Here is a 23,042-nt window from a genome sequence, read left to right as displayed (position 1 = left end):
AGACCTTTGGAACCAGACGAGAAGCGATCTTCCCCCATGACCGAGCCCCTCAAGCTGCGCAACGCCCAGGCCCATTGCAAGGATTGCAGCCTCGCCTCGCTGTGCCTGCCGCTGTCGCTCGATCTGAAAGACCTGGACGCCCTCGACCAGATCGTCAAGCGTGGCCGGCCGCTGGCCAAGGGTGACCACCTGTTCCGCCAGGGCGATACCTTCGGCTCGGTCTATGCGGTGCGCTCCGGCGCCCTGCGCACCAGCAGCCTGAGCGATGCCGGCGAGGAGCAGATCACCGGCTTCCACCTGCCCAGCGAACTGGTCGGCCTGTCGGGCATGGACACCGAGCGCTATCCGGTCTCGGCCCGGGCGCTGGAGACCACCACCGTCTGCGAGATCCCCTTCGAGCGCCTGGACGAACTCTCCGAGCAGCTGCCGCAATTGCGCCGCCAGCTGCTGCGGGTGATGAGCCGGGAGATCCGCGACGACCAGCAGATGATGGTGCTCTTGTCGAAGAAGAGCGCCGACGAGCGCATCGCCACCTTCCTGGTCAATCTCTCCGCGCGCTTCCATGCCCGCGGCTTTTCCGCCCAGCAATTCCGCCTGAGCATGTCGCGCAACGAGATCGGCAACTTCCTCGGCCTGGCGGTGGAAACCGTATCGCGCGTCTTCACCCGCTTCCAGCAGAGCGGCGTGCTGGCGGCGGAAGGCAAGGAGGTGCGCATCCTCGATTCCGCCCGCCTCTGCGCCCTCGCGGGCGGCCAACTGGAAGGTTGAGGCCAGGGTCCTGCCCCGAGTGGCAGGACCCTGGGCGGCTAGAAGCTGTAGCTGACCGTCGCGGTCACGTTGCGCTCCTCCCCGAAATAGCAGAAGTCCAGGCTGTAGCAGGACGCCACATAGTCCTTGCCCAGCAGGTTGTTGGCATTGACCCGCGCGTTCAGCCCCGGCAGCCCCAGGCGGGTGAAGTCATAGGCGAGCATGGCGTCCACCAGGGTGTAGGCCGGTACCTTGCGGGTGTTGGCCTTGTCCGCCCAGCTGGTGCCCACGTAGCGTGCGCCGGCGCCGACGCTGAAGCCCGCCAGGGGCCCCGTCAGCTCGTATTGCCCCCACAGCGACGCCTGGTGCCGAGGCGCCTGGTTCGGCGTATTGCCCTGGGTGCCGTCCAGCGCCTGGGTGTACTCGATATCGGTGAAGGTGTAGCTACCCAGCAGCTTGAGCCGCTCGGCCAGTTGCAGATGGCCCTCCAGCTCCAGGCCACGGGAGCGGATCTCGCCCACCGAGGAATAGAAGTCTTCCTGGGGCAACTTGGTCGCCACGTTTTCCTGGGTGATGTGGAACAGCGAGGCGGTATAGAAGCTGGCGCTGCCCGGCGGCTGGTATTTCAGGCCCAGCTCCCACTGCTTGCCCTCGGTGGGCTCCAGGGGATTGCCCGCGGCGTCGTTGTAGGCATTGGGGTTGAAGGACGTGGAATAACTCAGGTAGGGCGCCAGGCCATTGTCGAACAGATAGAGCGCTCCGGCGCGCCCGCTGGCCTGGCCGCGACGCGCGCTGCTGCGGGTACCCGCCTGGCGATCCTCGATGCCGATCTCCACCCAGTCCTGACGCAGGCCGAGCGAAAGGCGCCAGCGATCCAGTTCGATCAGATCCTGCAGGTAGACACCGGTCTGCTCCAGCTCACGGCGATACTCGCTGCCGGGAGAGATCGCCACCCCGCCGCCATAGCTCGGCTCGAAGGCATCCAGCGGATCCGCCGTGCCACTGGGCCAATCGACGTGGGTCCAGCGGCGCTGGTAGTCCAGGCCGGCCAGCAGCGTATGGCGGCTGCCCGCCCAGTCGAAGTCCGCCTGCACCAGGTTGTCCAGGGTATAGGCGTGCAGGTTTTCCCGGCCGCCGGAGTAGTAGCGATTGAGCAGGTCGCCGTTGCCGACATAGCCGTAGCCATAGACCTGCTCAAGCTCGACCCGCGACTTGGCATAGCGGAAATTCTGCCGCGCGCTCCAGACGTCGTTGAACCTGTGCTCGAACTGATAGCCGACCATCTGCTGGGTCCGCTCGAATTTGTCGTGGTCGGGTTCGCCGTCGAAGAAGTGGTTGCTGATGTAGCGGCCATTGCGGCGATAGAGGCTGCCTTCGGCTGGGACACCACTGTGGTAGCCGCCATCCGGGTCCTTTTGCAGATAGGCCTGCAGGGTCAGGGTGGTGTCGTCGCTCAGGTCGATGGCCAGGCTGGGCGCCAGGGCATAGCGCTCTTCCTCCACATGATCGAACTGGGTGTCGCTGTGCTGCGCCAGACCCACCAGGCGATAGGCGATGCGCCCCTCCCCGTCCAGCGGTCCGCCGAAATCGAAGCCGGCGCCATGCTGGCCAAGATTACCCAGGGTGGCCTGGACCTGGTGATAGGGCTGGTACAGCGGCTTCTTGCTGGTCAGGGCCACCAGACCGCCCGGCAGGCTGCGGCCATAGAGCACCGAGGCCGGTCCCTTCACCACGTCGATGCGTTCGAGGAAATAGGGATCGACCTGCAGCGAGCTGAAGGTGCCGCTGTCGCCCATGGTCTTGAGGCCGTCGAGAAAGACATTGTCGACGCTGTTGTCGGCGAAGCCGCGCATCACCACGTAGTCGTAGCGATTGGAGGCGCCGATCTGGCCGGTGAAGATGCCCGGGGTGTATTTCATGGCCTGCTGCACGGTCTTGGCGCCCTGGTCATCGATCTGTTCGCGGGTCACCACCGAGACCGACTGGGAGGTTTCCAGCAACCCCTTGCTGGTCTTGGTGGCCACGTCGCTGTGGGTGGCGAGATAGCCGTCGGTCTCGCCCAGGGCGTTGCCCAGGGCGAAGCCGGTCACCGTGGTCTCGCTGAGGGCGGTCACCCCGCTCGTGGCCGCCGACTCCAGGTGGTAGCTGCCATCGGCCTGCCGCACTGCCTGCAGGCCACTGCCCTGGAGAATCTGCTGGAAACCCTCGGCCGGCGTGTAGCGGCCTTGCAGGCCCGCACTGCGCCGCCCTTCCAGCCTCTGGGCGGGCGCGGACAGCAACACGCCGCTCTGGGCGGCGAAGGTGCTCACCACCGTGGCCAGACTGCCCCCCTCGATGCGGTATTCCTGAGTCAGGGGTTCTGCCTGGACCAGGCCCTGGGACGTGGCCAGGCTGGTGATGCCCAGTGGCATGGCCAGGGCGAAGACGCGCAGGGCGCGGCGCAGCGGATGCAGTGTGAAGCGGGTATGGCGGTGCATGAGGGGCCTCGAAGTGGAGATCGTTTCCCCCAAGCCCCGCGAGCGCGCCAAAGGGGAACCGTCCGCGACACATTTTTTCAGGCGGGCACGATCTGCACCCACCAGGGCAGGCGTCGCTCCACACGTACCGGCAGGCTATCGGCCAGGGCGGCCAGCGCGCGATCGGTGTCAGCCAGGGGGTAGCTGCCCACCACCCGCAGTTGGGCGACCGTGGCGGTGCAGGTCAGCAGGCCCGGTCGATAGCGACCCAGCTCCGCCACCAGGGCCGCGAGCGACCAGTCGTCCACCACCAGCCGTCCCTGGCGCCAGAGTTGCCGCCCTGGATCGACCGGGCCTAGAGGCTGTACGGCGATAGCCGTCATCAGCGCTCGGCTCCCTTGCGCCAGGCTCTCGGGCCGGGCCTGGCGTGGCAGCAGGTGCAGAGCCCCGCTGTAGGCCGCGACCTCCAGGCCTTCGTCACGCGCGTGGACCGCGCAGCAGCCTGCCCCGAAGCGCACCCGGCCTGGCGTTGTATCCAGCACTATGGGGGCTGTCCTGCCTCGGCTTTCGAACAGCGCCTCGCCACGCAGCAAGCGCCAGTGATCCGCCGTTGCGCCGCGCGCGAGTTGGCTGTCGGTGTTGAGCCAGACGCGTACCCCGGTGGCCAGGTCGAAGCCACGGATCTCGCCGACCGCCGTGCTCAGGTCGGCGCCCTGCCCCAGACGCCAGTCGTCCGGCCGCGCCCAGCCCAGCGCCAGACCACCCAGGGCCAACCCCAGTACCTTGAGCGCCCGGCGCCGTCCCAGGGACTCGCGCCGCGCCAGGGCCATTCGCCCGGACGGAGGCAGACCGCTGAAACGCGCACTGATTTCCTCCACCCGTGCCCAGGCCACGGCGTTGCAGCTATCCGCTTGCAACCAGCGTTCCCAGGCCCGCTCGGTGACGGGGTCCACCTCGTCGGCAGCCAGTTCGGCGAACCAGTCCGCCGCTTCCTCCAGAGGTCCGCCACGACCCGGCGTCAGCGCACTCAAGACACCAGTTCCAGGCAGTGCAACATGGCCTGGGCCATGTACTTCTTGACCATCCGCTCCGACACGCCCAGGCGCTCGGCGATGACGGCATAGGTGAGGCCTTCCAGCTGCGCCAGCAGAAAAGCCTGGCGCACCCGGCCGGGCAGGCGGTCGAGCAGCGCATCGAGTTCGGTGAGGGTTTCCAGGATCAGTGCCTGGGCTTCCGGCGAAGGCTGCACGGCCTGCGGTTGCGCGGCGAGTGCGTCGAGATAGGCGCGCTCCAGCGCCTGGCGGCGCCAGTGGTTGGCCAGCAGTCCCTGGGCGACGGTCGCCAGGAAGGCGCGCGGCTCACGCAGGCGTTCCAGCTCCCCTTCCCGGGCCAGCAGCCGCACGAAGGTGTCCTGGGCCAGATCGGCCGCCTGCCCCAGGCAACCCAGCCGCCGCTGCAGCCGCTCGCGCAACCAGCCGTGATGATCCTGGTAGAGGGTCCGGATGTGTCCATACCGGTCGGACTCGAGCGTCTGCATCACCATCCTCGGAAGCCGCTGATTTCCGATAATGATAATGCTTCTCGATCACAAGATACAGCCGTGTCGCGCGCCCGGGGTGCGCAGGCAGCTTAGGTAAAGCGCTAGAGACTGATCGGTTTGCGCCCGGCGAAGGCGTGGGTCAGGGTGCCGCCGTCGACCAGATCCAGTTCGCCACCCAGGGGCACGCCATGGGCGATACGGGAGATGGTCAGCCCCTTGGGCGTCAGCAGCTGGGCGATGTAGTAGGCGGTCGCCTCGCCTTCCACCGTGGGGTTGGTGGCGATGATCATTTCCGTGAAGCCACCCTCGCTGACGCGCCGCTCGAGTTCGGGTACGCCGATGGCGTCCGGACCCAGGCCGTCGATGGGCGACAGGTGCCCCTTGAGCACGAAATAGCGCCCGCGATAGCCGGTCTGCTCCACGGCGAAGACGTCCATGGGCCCCTCCACCACGCAGAGCAGGCTGTCGTCACGCCGAGTATCGGCGCAGAAGCCGCAGATCTCGTCTTCGCTGAGGGTGCGGCAGCGCTGGCAGTAGCCGACCCCTTCCATGGCGGCGCTGAGGGCATTGGCCAGGCGCTGGCCACCCTGGCGTTCGCGCTCGAGCAGTTGCAGGGCCATGCGCTGGGCGGACTTCTGGCCGACGCCGGGCAGGACCCGGAGCGCATCGATCAATTGGCGAATCAAGGGACTGAAGCTCATGGACTACCGTACTGGAAGGCGGGAGAAACGGGCGCCCGATGGACACCCGCAGCTGGAGCGTCTTAGAAAGGCATCTTGAAGCCGGGCGGCAGCTGCATCCCGGAGGTCATGCCGGACATCTTGTCCTGGCTGTTCTGCTCGATCTTGCGCACGGCGTCGTTCACCGCGGCGGCGATCAGGTCCTCGAGGATTTCCTTGTCTTCCTGCATCAGGCTGTCGTCCAGGCTGACGCGCTTGACGTCGTGTCGGCCGGTCATGACGACGCTGACCAAGCCGGCGCCGGATTGACCGGTCACTTCGGCGTTCGCCAGCTCTTCCTGCATCTTCTGCATCTTTTCCTGCATCTGCTGGGCCTGCTTCATCAGGCCGGCCATGCCACCTTTCATCATGTCTGCTACCTCGAACTATGAATGGAAAACCGGTCAGGCTTGGGTGTCGACCGGCTCGATGGTACCCGCGCGCACCGTGGCGGCGAACTGTTGCATCATCTGACGGATCAACGGATCGTCCTGAATGGACTGCTCCGCCTGCCGCTGACGCTCCGCCCGGCGCCGAGCGGCGGCCTGGGCGGGCGTCTCCTGCTCGGGGGTCTGGATGGTGACCTCGAGCGTGATGGGACGTCCCTGCTGCTGATTCAGCGCATCGTTGAGCCGGCGCTGCTGGTTGGCGTTGAACAAGGCACTCTGCGCCGGATCCAGGTGCAGGTGCCAGCGATCGCCGTCCACCGCCACCAGGGTGCAGTTGGCCGCGATGCTGGCCGTCAGCCCGCCCAGCTTGAGGTCGGGGAACAGGGTCTGCCAATCGGCTGCCAGGCCCGTGGCCGGTTGCACCGCCGGCGCAGGGGCCGCGGCCACCGCTTCGGCAGTCGGCTCGCCGAGGCTGTCGAGATAGTCGTCCAGCCCCACCTCGTAGTAATCCTCGGCGGGTGGCGGCTCTTCGTCACCATCCAGATCGTCACCGGCGGTGTCCGCCGGCAGTTCGGCGATCACCGTGGCGTCCGGCGTCGTCTCGACCCGTGGCGCAGGTGCGGCGCTGGGCGCCGCCTGAGCGATGGGCGCAGCGGCCTGTGTCACCGGTGCGGGGGCTGGCACCGCTGCCGCCTTGACCTCTGCTTGTCCAGACTCCTCCCAGGGTAGATCGACCGGCACCCTTGCAGGGGTGGTATTACTTGCAGGTGACGGCTCGGGAGCATGCGCAGGGGCTGCCTGAGGCCTGGGAGCAGGCATTGAGGCCACCGGAACCGCCGCGGCCACCGGACGGGGGTTGGAGTCAGCCGTGGCCGGGCTGGCTCCCGTCGTCTTTAGTGCCGGTCGCTCGGCAACCACTGCACCGACGGGCCGAAAGGCCAGCATCCGCAGCAGGACCATCTCGAAGCCGTGGCGCGGATCCGGTGCCAGCGGCAGATCGCGCCGCCCGACCAGACCCAGTTGGTAGTAGTACTGGACATCTTCCGCCGGCAGCGTCTGCGCCAGGGTCAGCACTCGCTCGCGATCGCCCTGGCCGTTGTCCACCGCAGCGGGCAGCACCTGGGCGATGGCCACGCGGTGCAGCACATTGAGCAGCTCGGCCAGCACCCCGCCCCAGTCGGGGCCTTGCTCGGCCAGATGGCGAACCGCGTCCAGCACGGCGCGACCATCGCCTTCCAGCAAGGCCTGGAGTACGTCGTAGACCTGACCATGGTCGAGGGTTCCGAGCATGGCGCGCACGTCCGCAGCCAGCACCTTGCCCTCGCCAAAGGCGATCGCCTGGTCGGTCAGGCTCATGGCGTCGCGCATGGAGCCATCGGCCGCGCGACCCAGCAGCCAGAGGGCATCGTCCTCGAAGGGAATGCCTTCCGCGGCGAGTACGTGCTGGAGATGGGCGACGACCCGCTCCGGCGGCATGTTCTTCAGCGAGAACTGCAGGCAGCGCGAGAGGATGGTGACCGGCAGCTTCTGCGGATCGGTGGTGGCGAGCAGGAACTTGACGTGGGGTGGCGGCTCCTCCAGCGTCTTGAGCAGGGCATTGAAGCTGTGGGTGGAAAGCATGTGCACCTCGTCGATGAGGTACACCTTGTAGCGACCGCGGGACGGTGCGTACTGCACGTTCTCCAGCAGCTCCCGGGTGTCTTCCACCTTGGTGCGACTGGCGGCGTCCACCTCGATGAGGTCGACGAAGCGGCCTTCGTCGATCTCGCGGCACACCGAGCAGTTGCCACAGGGCGTCGAGCTGATACCGGTCTCGCAATTCAGGCACTTGGCCAGGATCCGCGCGATGGTGGTCTTGCCCACCCCGCGGGTGCCGGTGAACAGATAGGCGTGGTGCAGCCGCTCGTTGTCCAGCGCATTGATCAGCGCCTTGAGCACATGGGTCTGGCCGACCATTTCGCGGAATGACCGCGGGCGCCATTTGCGCGCAAGAACCTGGTAACTCATCGAGACCTGATCAGGAGAAGACGTAGGGGGCACATGCTAACGAAGAGGGGCCGCGAATGCATCCCGCGGCGTGGTATCGGGACGACGCCATGCCGGCTGCGGCTACCTCTCCAGATGGAGGCAGCCAGGCGGATTTTCAAGCGATCAGGAGGGGAAGTAGCGGCGAAAAAGCCGTTTCAGGCGCGCCGGCAGTGGTCTTCGCCGTCGGCCAGGACCACGCTGGAGACATAGGCTGCCAGGGCATCCAGCTGGCCGCGCAGGCGGGTCACGGTGGCGTTCATCTTGAAGGGATTGATCGCCTCCTCGTTGGGCAGGTCGATCCTGATCAGCAGCAGGGGCTCGGTGGGGTGGTAGATCTGAGCGACCAGCGTCGCCTCGGTGTCGCGCCGGCAGTCGACACGATAGGGATGGAGGCCATTGCTCAGGGCGCGTCCTGCGCTTTCGAGTCCGTTCTTCACGAAGAATCCTTGGACATTCGTCCAGTAGTGATGGTGCGGCGCGCATGATGGCACAAGGCCATGAACCAAAACAGTGCATTTCGTCACGAAATGCCGCGTGACATGGCGCGCGGGGCGCTGCCAGGCGACGTGGAAAAAGGACGGGAAAAGCGGGAAGAGGAAAAGCGAGGGGCAGAAATGGAGGTGGCCCCGCCAGCCACACCCCGGCACACGACATCACCGCTGCGGCTGCTCCCTTCCGGGCCTGACCGGGTATTGTGCAAGCACACTGGTTGATCATTGAACCGCTCTAGCCAGCAGGTTCTGGGGAATTTGGGATTGTACCTCCTTTCGATGCTCAACACACGATTCCTGAGGTGACGGCTTTGTCACACATTGGTGTCACACAGGCCTGTCACACATGTACGTCATTCGCAGAGGTTCGACCTACTACCTCAACGTTCGCATCGGCGATCAGCACTTACGAATCAGCCTAGGGATACAGGAGCGACGAGCAGCCATCTTCAAAGCCACGGCGATAGCTCAGCAGGTCGATGAGCATCGGTCTACGTACCCGGAAGCCACCTACAGCGAGCTACAGGCACTGTGTAGGAATATGGTGCTGACGGAGAGACTCGAACGTCTGCCCTCTCCTCCTCCCAATCGTGTCAGTCCTCCTCTACCAGTCATGGCAAACGGACCGCTGCTGAGCAGGCTTGCAAAGGAGTACGTAGCTGAAGGGAAGCAAGGAGCCTGGAGGCAAGGACAGATAGCAGACGTTGAACGCACCATCCAAGAGTTCTTTGCCTTGATGGGTGATATGGATGCGGAAGCTTTCGACCAGCAGCAAGCCAGGACACTAAAGGAAAGGCTATCCCGTTGCCCTCGGTACTACGGTCTGCGTCCTGAATTCAAAGGCAAGACGCTGCTAGAGATTGTGGAGTCTGAGCATCAGTACGAGACCATCACGCCAGTCACCATCAACAACCGGCTACGAAAGCTGACCTCCTGGATGAACTGGTGCGTCTCCAATGGATACCTGCAAGCTAACCCCCTGAGGGGAATGAAGGTAATGGAGGCATCAGCTAAGGATGCACGCCTACCCTTCGATCAACGAGACATCGCCACCCTCCTCAACCATAGCTCTCTTACTAAGGAAGCTAGGAAGAATCCCTGGAGGTATTGGCTACCCCTCTTAGCCCGAACCACAGGGGCACGCTTGGAGGAGCTAGCTCAGCTCTACCTTGAGGACATCGTGGAAGAGCAAGGCATCACCTGTATCAAGATCGATGACGCTAGGCCAGACCAGAAGCTCAAGAACCCATCCAGCCGACGAGTCATCCCTTTGCATCCCGACCTGCTGGACATAGGGTTACGTGACCACCTAGAAGACTTGAGGCAGGCAGGACAGGAAAGGCTGTGGCCTGAGCTGAAGGCTGTCCGTGGCAGGTATGGTTATGCCGTATCGAAGTGGTTTGGCGTCTACAGGCACAAGCAAGGGATCACCGATCCTCGAAAGACCTTCCATAGCTTCAGGCACTCGTTCATAGACGACATGAGAGAAGCTGGAATCGCCGATAGCCTACTCAAGGACTTGGTAGGTCATGGGGATACAGCAGTGACCTTTGCGGTGTACGGGAAGCGTCGCTTCATTGAGCAGATGCTAGCAGCAGTGAGCCAGATAAAACTGACCATAAACCCATTATAAACGTTACATTATAACAATTAGGCCCAAGGGCCATTCTGACGCTACCCAATAACCACGCACCCTGTAGCACGTCTGTGGCCCGTTTATCGTTCCCCTCCCCCTGTTTGCTAAGCACTGGCAGCTCGATTTCTACACGCGCTTCACATCCTAACGACCTCCTGAAGCTGCCTATTATCAAGCTTTACAAAGTCATTACAGTTCCCTGACGACTCTGTATTCAAACGACTGTCTGAAGGCTTGGTCCCAGCAAAATCGTGAGGAGATTGCTATGAAACGTACTACCCCTCTCTGCGAGGTCAGCACGAACAAAGACCTGCTAGAGCAGCAGCTAGCTACGCGGAAAGCCAGCCTGGAACGTGCCAAGGTGGACTTGCACCAGCGCTTCTCCGCTTATGCCAAAGAAAAGGAGTGTGTCACCGCTCTTGAACATGCTTTGGCAAAGGCACACCGGTTCCTCTAGGGATCATCAATCGACCGTTTAACGATACCGCTCATCCGATACGCTAACTGGTATCAAAAAATAGGCTAAACGACTATTTGATACGCTGATAAAGTGATCCCACCTTAATTGATACCGAGGGATCGAGATGAGCCGTACGTTCCTATATGCCCGCGTCTCCACTGCCGACCAAACCACAGACAACCAATTGCTCGAAGTACAGCAGGCAGGTTTCGCGGTCGATGCTCGCAGGGTAGTCACTGAGACAGTGTCCGGCTCTACCCAAGCCAGTGAGCGTAAAGGCTTCCAGAAGCTTTTAGAGCGCATGGAGCACGGAGATACGCTGATAGTCACCAAGCTCGACCGTCTAGGCCGTAACGCTATGGACGTACGTAGCACCATAGAGAAGCTGTCGGAGGAAGGAATCCGGGTTCACTGTCTGGCCTTGGGTGGAGTAGACCTCACCAGTGCAGCAGGCAAGATGACGATGCAGGTGCTATGTGCTGTAGCAGAGTTCGAACGTGATCTGCTGATAGAGCGCACACACGCTGGCCTGGAGCGAGCGAAGGCAGAAGGCAAGAAGCTAGGAAGGCCTGAAGCTGTAGGCACCACTGTGAAGGTACAGGCAGCTAAGACACGCGGATTGACTCAGAGCCAAGCAGCTAAAGAACTGGACGTTGGCATCGCTACCATCAAGCGCCACTGGAACAAGGGCTGAACCTTTCATCCTTATCGCAATCAGATTAGGTATGAGTGCTCCAACTCTCATATCCCCTTTAAGCCCCGCCTCAGAGCGGGGTTTCTTTTGCCTCCTACTAAGCTACCCCTCACCTCCCAGCGTTGCACTGAGAGGCGTATAGGCAGCTTGGGCAACATATTTGTAGAAGTCCAGAGAGATATAAGTGCTGCGCCAGCTTTTTACTTAACGCTGGGTCGCCCTCGACGATATTTCCCTATCTATGCATACCGACTATCGGATACTTAACGGCATTTACTTTAGCGGGGAAATGGAATTAACTAACAACACACTACCGTTGGTCGGATTGATATGCAGGGATAAACGGCTGCAACCCTTGGTATTACTGGATTTTTATATAAACACTAACATTATCCTATGCAACTAGCTATATACAATACAGAAAATCCACGTTATAATAAGCATATAGGGATAGAGAAAGTTATCGGCCCAATGGGTTTTAGATATGCACTTTATTAGTTGCAAAATAGCAACTTTTGCAGTATAATAGAGTGAAGTAACACAACTATAATCTTCTATCCTGTCTCTTATATGTACCAAAGTGTCCTATATATGGATGCAGTAATAGCATCCTCTTGATATAATTAACTTATTACATCAACAAACATCCCAGCCCAAGCGTTGGGATTTTGTGTTCCTCAGATTCAAAGAGCTGGTTGTTCTCTTCATAAACAACCCGTAGGTAGGCACTCGCCCTATCTCGCTGGAAACAGCTTACATGCTCTAGCACGCAGAAATAGCGGCAGGTTCTTTCATTCCTTGCCGGGGGCATCTTCTTGCTGCCCAGTACCTCCCTGTTTGCAATCAGATACTGTTGTTTAGAACACGTCCAGCAGGCAACGATAACGTGTGAGTTAGGCGTTGCCACCTAATACTCCTCCAGCTCTGCTATAGAGCTTTTGGCATCTTCCAGTGTGTTCAACCTGAGATGTCCTTTTATTCGTTTACCCCTGTCGGATGACTCAATCGACAGGATTCGCTCGTTCAAAAAAAATAATTTCTCGTTTGAGGATTCAGATAATGACAATAAAAACTGTAAGAGACTGTCTTTGGTGTGGGGATTCAATGGAATGCTACTCCGCCGGCAAGCTGATCTGTTCCAAATCCTGTCACGGAAAAATGCATCGCCATCGGCTGAAGCTAGGCATTAGCAATAAGGAAATGATTCAAAAACTAAAACAACAGGGTTTAGAAAATGAAACAACAGCGTAATAATAACGTTCCACTGCACCTAAGTTTGAAGAGCAGCAATCTCCAATACCTAAACCAGTTGGCAGCAGAGAACAGGCTTTCTGCATCTGACATGCTAAACCTGTAACAGGCTGCGAGATGCCGAGCTGTATGAGTTGTTGAGTAGGAGTGGTTGATTCCCGTAGGTCTGATAGACACTCCCCGTAGCTCTCACAGACACTCGGCCGTAGGTCTGACAGAGCTAGTAGTAATAATGATATAGAGATAAAGAATATAAAGATAAAGAATAAGAAAAGGAGAAACGATTTTATGACTTAACACTGAGAAGCTCAGTCCCTCTTAGCTTGGTCTGCGACCTGCGCACGAAGGCCTAATAGAGCAAGAGCAAAAACAGATATTCTTTTTAATCTTATATTCTTTCTGTGCCATCTCATGCTTGCGTGCTGGCTTTAGGAGTGTTGGCGTTCTTAGCCTTTATACATTTGTTGTTTGGTGCAGAGATCGAAGATCGATAGAAAGAATAGATTCCCCGAGTGTCTAGTAGAGCTACGGAATTAACCGAAGAGGAAACAGAAATGGAAAATACAGTGCGTATCAGGCTTGGTGAGCAAGCCACTCAAAACCTGTTCGAGATTATGAAGCTTTTGAACAAAGACAGTGCCACTCATACAGCTAACATTATTATCAATCAATACTTAAATCAACTACGTGCTCAAGAGGGCCTAAAAATGAACACTCAGCTATTCGCTAAATCAGAAAAAGAACTGTCCCCCTACTTCGCTGTCTACCGCGAGATCCTGACTGCTACTGGCTGGAAAGGGTGGGAACAAGTAAAAGTAAAAACCCCAGAAGATAAACTTGTGCCTACCGGCGAAATCGTTGAGGTTGTCTACCCTTTCTCTTGCGAAGATAAGATTCTTTGGTGTTGGATGTTGGATCGGTTCCAGTTTTTTAAGGAAGGTAAGAACGTCTGGTTTGATAACCAAGACGAGATTGCAGCCTATACCGGCATCAGCGTCTCTACCGTCAAACGATTTATTAAGAAGCTAAGTGTATCTGGTGTACTGGTCATCAAACCAAAGCCAATGGGTGGTGCTCGCGTTAGCAACTCATATGTGATCACTCAAGACCTAGCGTTAGTGCAGGCCGATAAGGCCACTCAGAAGCCCTCTGTAAGCCTCGTAGCGCAACGATCAGGAGAAAGCAACATCAGTGCTCAGCCTGACGTATACGTTGAATCTGAGGCCGCTGGAGAAGAGTGGGTAAAAGAATCGATCCCTTGTGAAGATTACGAAGGTATTCAATTTTCTATTGAAGCAGAGAGCAGCAGTTATGAGGACTGGGAGTCCTGCGAGGTAGAAACCGTAGCAGCACCAGAGAAAGTGGAAGTCTCAGATATCAAGATCGATCTCTCATCGATGCCGCTTAGTCGATGGAATCGGAATGGTCGTGAAATCAGTGATCAGCTTTTTGACTGGTTTGAGGATAACGGGTTTTACATTGAGGATTGCCGGACAGGACAAGTGCTTCATAACAGTAGTAAACGTCGCTATGTAATGAGTGGCAAAGACCTCATCCCTCTGTCTGCTAACCTTGCAAGCTTAGACGAACAAGACGAAAGTTTTCTTCCTTTCTAAATATCACCCAAAACTGAATCTCAAAAGAATTTGAACGAAAGTTCAGATAACGGGCACTCCTTTGCCCAGACAAACTAAACTTAATATCGGAGTATCAAATGATCAACACTTTTCAAAACCAATTCAACGCCGCTCTAACCACCAATGACATCAAGTTCAACCAAGGCAGTCTTGATGCGGCTATTGCCAGCCGTGTTGACCTATATAAAACAGGAATGGGATGCCAAGAAAGAATCAACGCCCAAATCCTACCTGAACTTATCACTAAGGTTTCTGAACTCCTGAACGAAGGGTGGGCCTTTACTGATTGGAAGGCTCCACATTCCGGGATGGTAGGTAGCTGCTATATCTACCTTAAGAAGTCCCCTGCCCTTCAAGCTGAAGACATTCAATTCATCGAAGACAAGCTTACCGAAGTATATGAGCAAAAAGTATTTGAGAACTATGAAGCCGAGAAAAATCGTCTAGTTCAAGCTGCCCTCCAAGAAGCTCGCCGTAAGGATGCTGAGGAGCAGGCCAAGAAGGAGCAAGATCGGATGGATAAGCTCGAAAAACAGGCTATTGCAGCTCTAGAGAAGCAGCTACAGGAGGCTAAATGATGTCCCACTTTGCAGATCGTATTATGTCGATGAAATCCCACATCGTCTTACTAACCAAACCTACTGAAGGTCTTGAGAAGAAGCCAAGCGCGAGTGACATCGCAGCGCAGAACCGTCTACTTGAACAAGCCGGAATGCTCAAGAAGGCAAAGGAATATTCAGCTCCCATCGATGCCTTCCTTGTATCGGCTGATGGCCGCATTACCACTACCAAAATTAGTATCGATACCGCACCTGTCCTTAAAGCTTATGGCGTTGTTGTAGTGCCCGCCTGTGGCATCAGTATGTTGAGCTACAAGCTTAGCCAGCAATTCAATGGCAAGGACGTCTCTTTGGCTCAGATGCTGAAATGCGCAAGCTTTAAAGAACAATACAATAACGTTAAGTAAAATGACATCGCCAAGGATGGCATATTATCTATATTCGACTAGCCCCTCCTATAACAGCGCCACCGACCATACAAGCAAGAAATGCGACAGCGGATGTCAGAAGGAAGCTCCATTTCTGATCAACTGCCAAAACAAGCACCACGTAAGGACTACTTAAAACATTTAAACAAGAATAAAAGCCTAAAATCTTTAAACCGTCCTCCCCTTCAAAGTACCTGTGGTTGGTGATGTATGTCGTAGCTGTCGTTATGACAAACAAGGGGGCACCTATAGCTACAACCATTAGAATCGCCTTCCAGCTATCCAACTCCTTAAACACCTCCAGATGGAAGACCATTGCGTAGGCTGTTCCCGGAGCTATCAGCGCCAAAATGAACATTAAATAGAAAGCTGCATCCGTAACCTTCGTATTTTTCAAGTCTTCAAAAAAACTCATCATTACCTCAAGTCAGAGTAAATCTTATGTCAGAAACAAAGATAGCAAGCTTTTATAGCGAACTAAACATCAAAGTCAACAAGACTCAACTACGTCAAGCAGAACAGGCAATACAGCGGCTCGAAGCCATGATGCTCAAGCTTAAGGAGCAGTTTGGCAAAAGTCTCGTGGTCATGCCGAAGGTTCAGTTCAACAGCCTTCAGTTTCAAAAGCAGATCCAGAAATCCTTGAACCAGGTTAGCCGGCTGACAGAATTCAAGATGGAACGGTTCAACATCGACAATGTGAAGCTCAATCGTAGCCTTGCCTCCGCGATCAAGCGTGCTGAGTGGTCAGCTCAGTCGTTGAAGATCAAGACGGTTATCGAACGCAGCCCTGTCAGTCAGGCAGTTCGGCAGGTAACCCGTAGCGCTCAAGCTGGTGGAGCGCAGTCTGTTGAGGGTGGTAGTGGTGCCGTGCTAGCTGCTGTCCCTCGCTGGCTTGCCCCTGCTGCACTCGGTTATGGGGCTTACCGGGGCACCACGGCTCTGTTCAACGCCAATGCCCAGCAGCTCTCTAACCGCAACCTGATCGCAAACGTTGTAGGTACATCCCCTAGCGTCAAGATCAATCAGAAGCGTGCAGACAATGCCAACGAGTACGTGTGGAACGAGAGTAACCGCCTTGGCCTACGTGCTACGGATCAGGTGAACGGCTATGCCTCAATGCTCGCTGGTGGTCACGCTGCTGGCTTGAAGTACGCCCAATCACAGGATGCCTGGACCCAGCTCAACGAACACGCCGTCACGATGCACCTTAGTAACGAGCGGATGAAGGGTCTCCAGACCGCTATCGTCCAAATGATTGGTAAGGGAAAGGTACAGTCTGAAGAGCTTTTCGGCCAAGCCGCCGAGCATGACCCGACAATCCCCGCCCTATTCGCCCAGGCTAATGCGGAACTGAAAAAGTCTGGCAAGACAGGCCAGGCAGCAATGGCTCAGCTTCGGAAGGATATGGAGAAAGGCATCGTAGGTACTGACGTTGTTCTGAAGGCCCTACAGATTGGTAGCAAGAACGCCCAAGCAGCCTTGGAGCGTAGCACCAGCACCTCTCAGGCTGAGCTAAACCGTACTCTGAACACCCGAGATCGGACGATTGACGAAGCCAGTCAGCAGGGCTTGGAAGAAGGCTTTCAGCGTGCTCTCAACGCGATCAACACCTTTGCCACAGACTTACAGCCAGCAGCGCTAAGCCTCATCAAAAGCTTCGGAGAGGCCTACAAGTCAACGTCTGACTTTGCCCTATGGATGCGGGGCATCGCCAAGGGAAACATCACGCCAGAAAAAACTTTGGATACGGTTAAGCAGAAAGCCCCCGAAGCCGCACAGAACTATATTGATCATCATCCAGGCATTCAAGGTATCGAATGGCTTTGGGAAAATCATCCTATCTTGAAGTATACAAAGGATAGTGCAAAAGACCTGTACAACCGCGTGATGGGGCCTGAGTGGGGGGATGTAGGTAACCGCTTTGTTCCTGACTTCCAGCCGTTCAAGCAACCAAAGCTCCAATACCAACAACCGTACAACGACTTTCAGATGCCAGCAGCCTTGCCCTGGCAACCACCAGTACAGTTCGGTCAAAACCCGATTTTTCACACTCCGGACACTGATCAAATCATGCAGCAGATGACTCAGTCTTACGCCAGTACTGACAGTCGCAGCTATGACAATCGAATTACGTTCGAGCCTGGTGCGTTCCAAATTGATGCTACAAACATGGACGTCAGCCAGCTTAGCAATGAGCTGGAATCTCGAATGATGGAGGTCTCTCGGCGGATGCAGGAAAACTCTCTATCCGACACCATGATCCAGTATCCACAGATCGGACGCTAACGTTCACCAATACCTATTACTACAATCACCACACAGCGCCCCTTGATTGGGGCGTTTTACTTTCTAAGATATAAAAAATGAATTATCTAATCATCCATAAATCATCAAATCTTATCACTGGCGCTATAACCACCAGCTTCAAACCCAAGAACAGCACCACTCACAAGCTCGTCAAAGTCTCTGATGCTGTCCTCGAAAAATACTATGCACTGAAAGATAAGCTCCCTTCCTCACAAGCTGTTGATGCTGGTGAGCTGGCGAAGATATCGCCGAGTTTCCATGAGACTCTTGGTGGTATTGGAGAGTATCAGGAATCGAACTACATCCCTCGCTCTCGCACCGCTATTGCTAAGGCTAAAGCAAGACTATCCATATAACGTCGTAGAGCGGTTTGTAACGGCTATTTAAGCCTACCCCTATGACCCCTACAGGGTATCCCTTTTTACACCTCTACAACCCGCATAAACACTGGTTTAAATCATCCTATTTTGGCAATCCCGAGGTATCAAATGCGTATATTCGTAAATTACGTAGTTCATGGCAAACGAAGTTCAATCCAACTCCCTGAAAAGCTGGTAGCAATCTTCAACAAGCAATATCCCAACAAAAGTATTGGTAGCTTCATCACTATTCTGCTTAAAAACGAGAAAGCTGCTCGTATCGGCTCAAGCTTTGTAATGTCCCGACTGGTTGAGGAGCTGCTATGAAGATCACCTTCCAGCACGTCACCACTTTCACCAACGTAGCCTTGATTGCCGCTATCTGCTGGTCAATGAGTCAAAGCACTACTTGGCAGCGAGAGTTCAAAGAAAGCATCAATCAGCTGACGCTTGAGACGCAGCGTAACCTAACCGCTATGCAAAGCAGGCTGGAAAACAAGATTAACAATCTGAATGAGAGCTTGGATCAGTACCAGATCAACACCGGTAGGAGTTTGCGGAATCTTGAACAACGTGTTGAAAGTCTTGAACGCAAGCCAACTGTTATCTTTAACGGTCAACAGGGCTTCCGCACTCAGCAACAATCACAACAGAACACCAATCAATAGAAGGATATAAAAATGTTAGATGATTTGAAGCAGCAGTTGGCAACCACAATCAAAGCTTACCAAGCGGAAGGCAAGGAAGTACCTGATGAGCTATGGCAGCAAGGATGCCTCTTATTCATGGCGGAACATGCAGTAACGGAAGGAGATGAGGAGAAGTTTCTGTTCGCTCTGAATGAGCTTTGCGGTGGCGATATAGCTACAACGATCACCGCCTGATGAGAGGGAGGCTATAGCCTCCCTTCTATTAATCATATTCCGCAGGCTTTGGTAAACTGGTCAACAGCTTTAGTTGACCCATAAGTGTCGGCTTCGCCGGTCCATTTTATGTCTGCGCTTTCAATAACAAAACCTAACAAAACCTTCGACTTGCTTTCCCTAACTTGCCCCAGCAACTTTTTAATCTTTTCTACTTCTTCTGTCCGCATAGATATAGTCTTTTCATTACGCGGATGTAGCGTGACTGAGAAAGTATTCTTCTCAGCCTTATCAACCTTTACAACAAGCTTTCCACCAACACTTCTCATACCTTCCCGCCACTTACCATCTTCAAGTAAGCTCATCGTCAGGCTTGAGCTATCGCAATCAAACACTAATCGGTGCATGCCATCTACGGCACCTACAAGCATTGCTGTTTTAGCGTCACTAATAACGTCGTCTTCGACAAAGGTTCGCCATTCTGCATTGGCAGAAATGCAGACCCCCATCAGAGCAACTACAGACATCCATTTCAAGTTCTTCATAGCCCTTATACCTTATCCCACATCGCCGAAATGTACGAGAACTCAGCATCTATCATATCTAGATACTTTTCCACTTCAGCGTCACTCAACGTAGAGATATGCAATTTAGCACGCCTCACATCGAGAACTGCTACGTCTCTTTTTTCCCCAAAAGCCTTGCTCATCAAAGCGTTATAGATATTGATATGGAGCTTGCTTAGCTGTTCATCTTTGAAATACAACTTTACCAAACAAGGCTTATCCTCTATGAGTATACCCATTTCCGGGTTTACGTTAACTTCAACATCTAGGAACTTGTAGACATAAGGCTCGGTCGAGGTCCAAGAGGGCATAAGTTTCTTATACCATCTCAAATAGCCTTTAATTGCTTTTGGATAGTTATTCTTCTTATTTATATCAGTCAGATTAACAACGAGACTTTTCAAAGACGCTTCTACGTCTCCATTTTTATGACTCCTTACCACACACTCTCTTAGCGGTTTGTAAAAGTCAAATTGTGGAGCATAGCCAGTTTTATTTTTTATCTGAGAAATCTTCGTCCGCTTTTTATCAGCAGTACGACTGATTACATCAACAACTTCAGCAAGACTGAGGCGGGGCATAGCTTTACCATCCGTAGTGAGATATCCATCACATCGGCTAGGTTAGCAGGAGCTTGAGTCGTAGCATGACCATCCAGCGGGGACGAACGGCTGTATAGGATGACTTTTGCTTGGGGAAGGCAAAGCAGATAGGATCAGCGCCAAGCGCCCTTCTATGTCACACATGAAGGTGCTAAACGGCTGTCACACAAAGGAATCTGAAGCAGAGAATGTCTAAGTAAAACAATCACTTAGCAGAAATGGAGGTGGCCCCGCCAGCCACACCCCGGCACACGACATCACCGCTGCGGCTGCTCCCTTCCGGGCCTGACCGGGTTCACGGTTGATCGTTGCGGGGGGACCGACAGAGCCACCATAACGCCTCACCCTGAGGTGAGGTGCGTCATTCTACTCGGTTGTGGCGAAGTTGCAAGCCATACAAGGACTTAGGTTCGCTAGGGTGCCGCCTGCAGCTCCCAGAGGGCGGCGAAACTGCCTTCCCCCTCGCGCAGCCGTTGCGGCGGACCGTCCTCGACGATGACGCCCTGCTCCAGCACCAGGATGCGGTCGAAGCCGGTCAGGGTAGATAGCCGGTGCGCCACCGCCACCACGGTGCGGCCTTCCATCAGCTCCAGCAGCGCCCGCTGGATGACCGTCTCGGAATGGCTGTCCAGCGCCGAGGTGGCTTCGTCGAGAATGAGGATGCGCGCATCCTTGAGAAAGGCCCGGGCGATGCCCAGACGCTGGCGCTGGCCACCGGAAAGGAGGACGCCGCGCTCCCCCACCGGAGTGTCGTAGCCCAGTGGCAACTCGCGGATGAAGTCGTCGCAATAGGCGTGGCGGGCAGCCGCCTCCACCTCGGCGTCGCTGGCCTCCGGCCGGCCATAGCGGATGTTCTCGCGGATGCTGCGATTGAACAGCGCGGTCTCCTGCGGCACCACGGCGATGCGCTGGCGCAGGCTGTCCTGACTGACCGTGCGGATGTCCTCGCCATCGATGCAGATCCGCCCCTGCTGGACATCGTCCAGGCGCTGCAACAGACCGATCAGGGTCGACTTGCCGGCGCCCGAAGGTCCCACCAGTCCGATCTTCTGCCCGGCCGGCACCTCCAATTCGAAGCCCTTGAACACCTCACGCCCATCGGGATAGCGATAGTGCACGCCAGTGAAGCTCAGGGCTCCGCGCGCCTGGGTCAGGGGTCGCTCGACATCGCTCTGGCCATGGGGCTGGATGAGGATACGCAGCGTTTCGCCGATGGCGCCCAGTTGCTGGGTGGTGTCCACCAGCGCCAGGGCCAGGTCGCGGGAGCCGTGCAGGATACGAAAGGTCAGGGCGCTGACCATGACCACGTCGCCGGCGGTGATGCTACCGCGCGTCCACAGCGCGATGGCCCAGGCCAGCATGCCACCGGCCATCAGCGACAGGCAGGTGTCGTGGAGTACCCGGGCCTGTTCCAGATGCATCCAGCTGCTGCGCTGGGCGCGCGCCTCGACGCCGATGGCCTGGGCCAGTCGCTGCACCTCGCGCTCCCGGGCGGAAAAGGCCTTGATGGTCCAGACGTTCTGCACCAGGTCCACCAGTTCGCCACCGACGAGGGCCGACTGGGCGGCGAAGCGCTGGTGCCGCGCCCGCCCACGGATGCCGAAGGCGGTGATCGCCAGAGCCACGATCAGCACGAAGGCGACCAGCGCCCCGGCCATGCGCAGGTCCACGGTGCAGAGCACCACCACCGCGCCGATGAAGTCGATGCAGGGCGGCATGATCTTCCAGGCCAGGCCGCCGTAGATGGCGCCAGCCGCTGCTCCGGTGGCCGAGATGCGATTGCCCAGCGCGCCAGCGAAATGCTGTGAAAAATAGTGCATCGGATGGCCGGTGAGATAGCGGAACAGGTCGACGCGCAAATCGGCGCAACTGGCCACCACGGTCCGACAGCCCAGCCAGCCACCGCTGCGCCAGAACAGGTTCTCCAGCACGATCAGCGAGATGAACAGCCAGAAGGGTCCCCACACCGCCACCCGGCGGGCTGGATCGGCCATGGCATCGACCAGCAGCTTCATGCCGTATTGCACCGCCACCGCACAGCTCGCCGCGCCGACCACCAGCAGCAGCAGGCCGCCGAAGTGCCAGGGTCGCAGGCGGACATAGCGCCAGAGAAAGGCGCCGACCCGTTCCGGCAAGGGCCATTGGGCACGCCGCCGCGCGCGGCGCTCCGCTGCGCTCATCGTCCCGTACCGCCTGCCAGTACCTCGCGCTGGCGCCGCAGGACCTCGGCAAGGGGCTGGTGCAGCGCACGGCGCCCTGCCCCGTCGGCCACGCCAAACAGCCCGGTGGGACAAAGGCGGTCATCGTCCCAGCCGGGATAGTCGAGCACCGGATAGAGGCAGATGCCCTGCACCGGCACCCCCTGGCGCAGGGCCCGCCCGACCTGATCGGCCACGCGTTCCAGCCAGGCGGCCCGCGCCGGGCCTTCGGCACCGGTCTCGGCGATCAGCAGCGGTCGACCGTAGCGTTGATGAACCTCGGTCAGCATGCCCTGCAGGGGTCGATGAGCCGGATCACCGACCGCCAGGGTTTCGCCACCGAGATACCACTGATTATGCGGGTAGTAGTTGAGTCCAAGGATGTCCAGATACTCCGGGCGACCACCCAGACCCGGCCACTGCCGGCCACTGAGCAGATCCCAGGCCTCGAACTGCGCCTGGCGATGGGCCTCGGCGGCCTCGCGCTGCTCGGGACGGCGCGCGACCACGTTGATAAGCGGATCGGCAAGGACGAAGCGGGCGCCGCGCAGCTCGGCGCGAATCGCGTCGATCGCCGCGATGCTGGCGCGGACCAGCTGGTGTTTGAGTTCCTGGCCGCGCCCCCGGGTCTTGGGGTTGAATAGACCCTGATCGCCCCCGGCCCAGGCCCAGAAAGAGATCTCGTTGACCGGCGCCAGGCAGGGCGCGGTCTCGCCCTCCTCTCGCAGGAGTCGTGCGAAGGCAGCGGCATAGCGAGCGAAGGCCTCGACGAAGGCCGGTCGCCAGATATCCAGGTGGTCGGGCCAGCCGTAGTGGCAGAGATCCCAGATCACCTGGACGCCAGCCTCGCGGGCGGCCCGCAGCTGGGGCAGCACACTGGACCAGTCGTAGCAACCCGCCTGGGCCTCCACCCGGTGCCAGCGGAGGCCGTCGCGTACGGTGCGCAACCCCTGCTCCGCCACCGCGCGATAGTCCTCCGCGGCCCAGCGGTCATGGGCGGTGCTGGCGAGCAGATCCAGGCGCCGGCCATCGGCGCGCCTGTGGCTGGAGCATTCGAAGCCGGCCATGAAGAAACTCTGGAAGGGCGAGTGTTCGGCCATCACGTCCC

23 protein-coding genes and 1 other RNA gene are annotated in these 23,042 nt (G+C 57.4%); 11 read left to right on the top strand and 13 right to left on the bottom strand.

Features of this window, described 5'->3' with window-relative positions:
- Positions 1 to 36 precede the first annotated feature (36 nt).
- On the top strand, positions 37 to 768 hold the full coding sequence (gene fnr / locus RCF34_RS20730) for a fumarate/nitrate reduction transcriptional regulator Fnr (RefSeq protein ID WP_007162251.1): 732 nt from the start codon (positions 37 to 39) through the stop codon (positions 766 to 768).
- A 38-nt stretch (positions 769 to 806) separates the two neighbouring features.
- Here fnr and RCF34_RS20725 read toward each other — a convergent pair whose 3' ends face one another.
- The 7 genes from RCF34_RS20725 to RCF34_RS20695 form a co-directional block, all read right to left on the bottom strand.
- On the bottom strand, positions 807 to 3,224 hold the full coding sequence (locus RCF34_RS20725) for a TonB-dependent siderophore receptor (protein WP_308709868.1): 2,418 nt from the start codon (positions 3,222 to 3,224) through the stop codon (positions 807 to 809).
- 77 nt (positions 3,225 to 3,301) lie between these two features.
- Complete coding sequence (locus RCF34_RS20720) at positions 3,302 to 4,234, bottom strand: DUF4880 domain-containing protein (RefSeq protein WP_308709867.1); 933 nt, start codon at positions 4,232 to 4,234, stop codon at positions 3,302 to 3,304.
- Positions 4,231 to 4,740 carry a sigma-70 family RNA polymerase sigma factor gene (locus RCF34_RS20715; RefSeq protein ID WP_374941219.1) on the bottom strand — a complete coding sequence of 170 codons (510 nt, stop codon included), beginning with the start codon at positions 4,738 to 4,740 and terminating at the stop codon, positions 4,231 to 4,233. Before RCF34_RS20715 ends, RCF34_RS20720 begins: the two co-directional genes overlap by 4 nt.
- Before the next feature lie 104 nt (positions 4,741 to 4,844).
- Positions 4,845 to 5,444 (bottom strand): recombination mediator RecR, encoded by a 600-nt coding sequence (gene recR, locus RCF34_RS20710; protein WP_308709865.1) that lies wholly within the window; start codon positions 5,442 to 5,444, stop codon positions 4,845 to 4,847.
- Between the two features lie 62 nt (positions 5,445 to 5,506).
- Positions 5,507 to 5,833, bottom strand: coding sequence for a YbaB/EbfC family nucleoid-associated protein (locus tag RCF34_RS20705; protein WP_007162246.1), 327 nt, complete (start codon positions 5,831 to 5,833; stop codon positions 5,507 to 5,509).
- 33 nt (positions 5,834 to 5,866) lie between these two features.
- The gene (gene dnaX / locus RCF34_RS20700; protein ID WP_308709864.1) at positions 5,867 to 7,858 is read right to left on the bottom strand and encodes a DNA polymerase III subunit gamma/tau; all 1,992 of its coding nucleotides are present in this window, start codon (positions 7,856 to 7,858) and stop codon (positions 5,867 to 5,869) included.
- A 176-nt stretch (positions 7,859 to 8,034) separates the two neighbouring features.
- Complete coding sequence (locus tag RCF34_RS20695; protein ID WP_308709863.1) at positions 8,035 to 8,316, bottom strand: hypothetical protein; 282 nt, start codon at positions 8,314 to 8,316, stop codon at positions 8,035 to 8,037.
- Between the two features lie 400 nt (positions 8,317 to 8,716).
- Between RCF34_RS20695 and RCF34_RS20690 the strand changes: the two genes are divergently transcribed.
- The 6 genes from RCF34_RS20690 (at position 8,717) to RCF34_RS20665 (ending at position 15,015) form a co-directional block, all read left to right on the top strand.
- A complete protein-coding gene (locus RCF34_RS20690; protein ID WP_308709862.1) occupies positions 8,717 to 10,003 on the top strand; it encodes a site-specific integrase in 1,287 nt (428 codons plus the stop codon).
- Positions 10,004 to 10,271: 268 nt separating this feature from the next.
- On the top strand, positions 10,272 to 10,463 hold the full coding sequence (locus RCF34_RS20685) for a hypothetical protein (protein ID WP_068383901.1): 192 nt from the start codon (positions 10,272 to 10,274) through the stop codon (positions 10,461 to 10,463).
- 127 nt (positions 10,464 to 10,590) lie between these two features.
- A complete protein-coding gene (locus tag RCF34_RS20680; RefSeq protein WP_308709861.1) occupies positions 10,591 to 11,160 on the top strand; it encodes a recombinase family protein in 570 nt (189 codons plus the stop codon).
- Positions 11,161 to 12,965: 1,805 nt separating this feature from the next.
- Complete coding sequence (locus RCF34_RS20675; RefSeq protein ID WP_308709860.1) at positions 12,966 to 14,027, top strand: hypothetical protein; 1,062 nt, start codon at positions 12,966 to 12,968, stop codon at positions 14,025 to 14,027.
- Positions 14,028 to 14,125: 98 nt separating this feature from the next.
- A complete protein-coding gene (locus RCF34_RS20670; protein ID WP_308709859.1) occupies positions 14,126 to 14,626 on the top strand; it encodes a hypothetical protein in 501 nt (166 codons plus the stop codon).
- The gene (locus tag RCF34_RS20665; protein ID WP_308709858.1) at positions 14,623 to 15,015 is read left to right on the top strand and encodes a hypothetical protein; all 393 of its coding nucleotides are present in this window, start codon (positions 14,623 to 14,625) and stop codon (positions 15,013 to 15,015) included. The genes RCF34_RS20670 and RCF34_RS20665 overlap by 4 nt, the downstream gene beginning before the upstream one ends.
- A gap of 28 nt (positions 15,016 to 15,043) precedes the next feature.
- Here the strand turns inward: RCF34_RS20665 and RCF34_RS20660 are convergent, their stop codons facing one another.
- The gene (locus RCF34_RS20660) at positions 15,044 to 15,451 is read right to left on the bottom strand and encodes a hypothetical protein (RefSeq protein ID WP_308709857.1); all 408 of its coding nucleotides are present in this window, start codon (positions 15,449 to 15,451) and stop codon (positions 15,044 to 15,046) included.
- Between the two features lie 26 nt (positions 15,452 to 15,477).
- Between RCF34_RS20660 and RCF34_RS20655 the strand changes: the two genes are divergently transcribed.
- From RCF34_RS20655 to RCF34_RS20640, 4 genes are all read left to right on the top strand, one after another.
- Complete coding sequence (locus RCF34_RS20655; RefSeq protein WP_308709856.1) at positions 15,478 to 17,325, top strand: tape measure protein; 1,848 nt, start codon at positions 15,478 to 15,480, stop codon at positions 17,323 to 17,325.
- Between the two features lie 77 nt (positions 17,326 to 17,402).
- Positions 17,403 to 17,702, top strand: a complete 300-nt coding sequence (locus tag RCF34_RS20650; protein WP_308709855.1) for a hypothetical protein — start codon at positions 17,403 to 17,405, stop codon at positions 17,700 to 17,702.
- Positions 17,703 to 18,028: 326 nt separating this feature from the next.
- Entirely contained in the window at positions 18,029 to 18,373 is a 345-nt protein-coding gene (locus RCF34_RS20645; RefSeq protein WP_308709854.1) for a hypothetical protein, read from the top strand.
- Between the two features lie 12 nt (positions 18,374 to 18,385).
- Positions 18,386 to 18,589: a hypothetical protein gene (locus tag RCF34_RS20640; protein ID WP_308709853.1), complete on the top strand. Its 204-nt coding sequence runs from the start codon at positions 18,386 to 18,388 to the stop codon at positions 18,587 to 18,589.
- Between the two features lie 32 nt (positions 18,590 to 18,621).
- Here RCF34_RS20640 and RCF34_RS20635 read toward each other — a convergent pair whose 3' ends face one another.
- From RCF34_RS20635 to RCF34_RS20615, 5 genes are all read right to left on the bottom strand, one after another.
- The gene (locus tag RCF34_RS20635; protein ID WP_308709852.1) at positions 18,622 to 19,113 is read right to left on the bottom strand and encodes a hypothetical protein; all 492 of its coding nucleotides are present in this window, start codon (positions 19,111 to 19,113) and stop codon (positions 18,622 to 18,624) included.
- A gap of 5 nt (positions 19,114 to 19,118) precedes the next feature.
- Positions 19,119 to 19,715 (bottom strand): hypothetical protein, encoded by a 597-nt coding sequence (locus RCF34_RS20630; RefSeq protein WP_308709851.1) that lies wholly within the window; start codon positions 19,713 to 19,715, stop codon positions 19,119 to 19,121.
- A 249-nt stretch (positions 19,716 to 19,964) separates the two neighbouring features.
- Positions 19,965 to 20,061, bottom strand: an RNA gene (gene ffs, locus RCF34_RS20625) — signal recognition particle sRNA small type.
- Positions 20,062 to 20,149: 88 nt separating this feature from the next.
- Positions 20,150 to 21,916: an ABC transporter ATP-binding protein gene (locus RCF34_RS20620; RefSeq protein ID WP_308709850.1), complete on the bottom strand. Its 1,767-nt coding sequence runs from the start codon at positions 21,914 to 21,916 to the stop codon at positions 20,150 to 20,152.
- Positions 21,913 to 23,034: a beta-glucosidase gene (locus RCF34_RS20615; RefSeq protein WP_308709849.1), complete on the bottom strand. Its 1,122-nt coding sequence runs from the start codon at positions 23,032 to 23,034 to the stop codon at positions 21,913 to 21,915. The genes RCF34_RS20620 and RCF34_RS20615 overlap by 4 nt, the downstream gene beginning before the upstream one ends.
- Between the last annotated feature and the right edge of the window lie 8 nt (positions 23,035 to 23,042).

Origin of the sequence: Pseudomonas sp. 102515 (assembly GCF_031085165.1) — a bacterium.
Taxonomy (GTDB): domain Bacteria; phylum Pseudomonadota; class Gammaproteobacteria; order Pseudomonadales; family Pseudomonadaceae; genus Chryseomonas.
The sequence above is the reverse complement of the archived record's forward strand: the minus strand, read 5'-3'. Positions and strand labels throughout refer to the sequence as shown.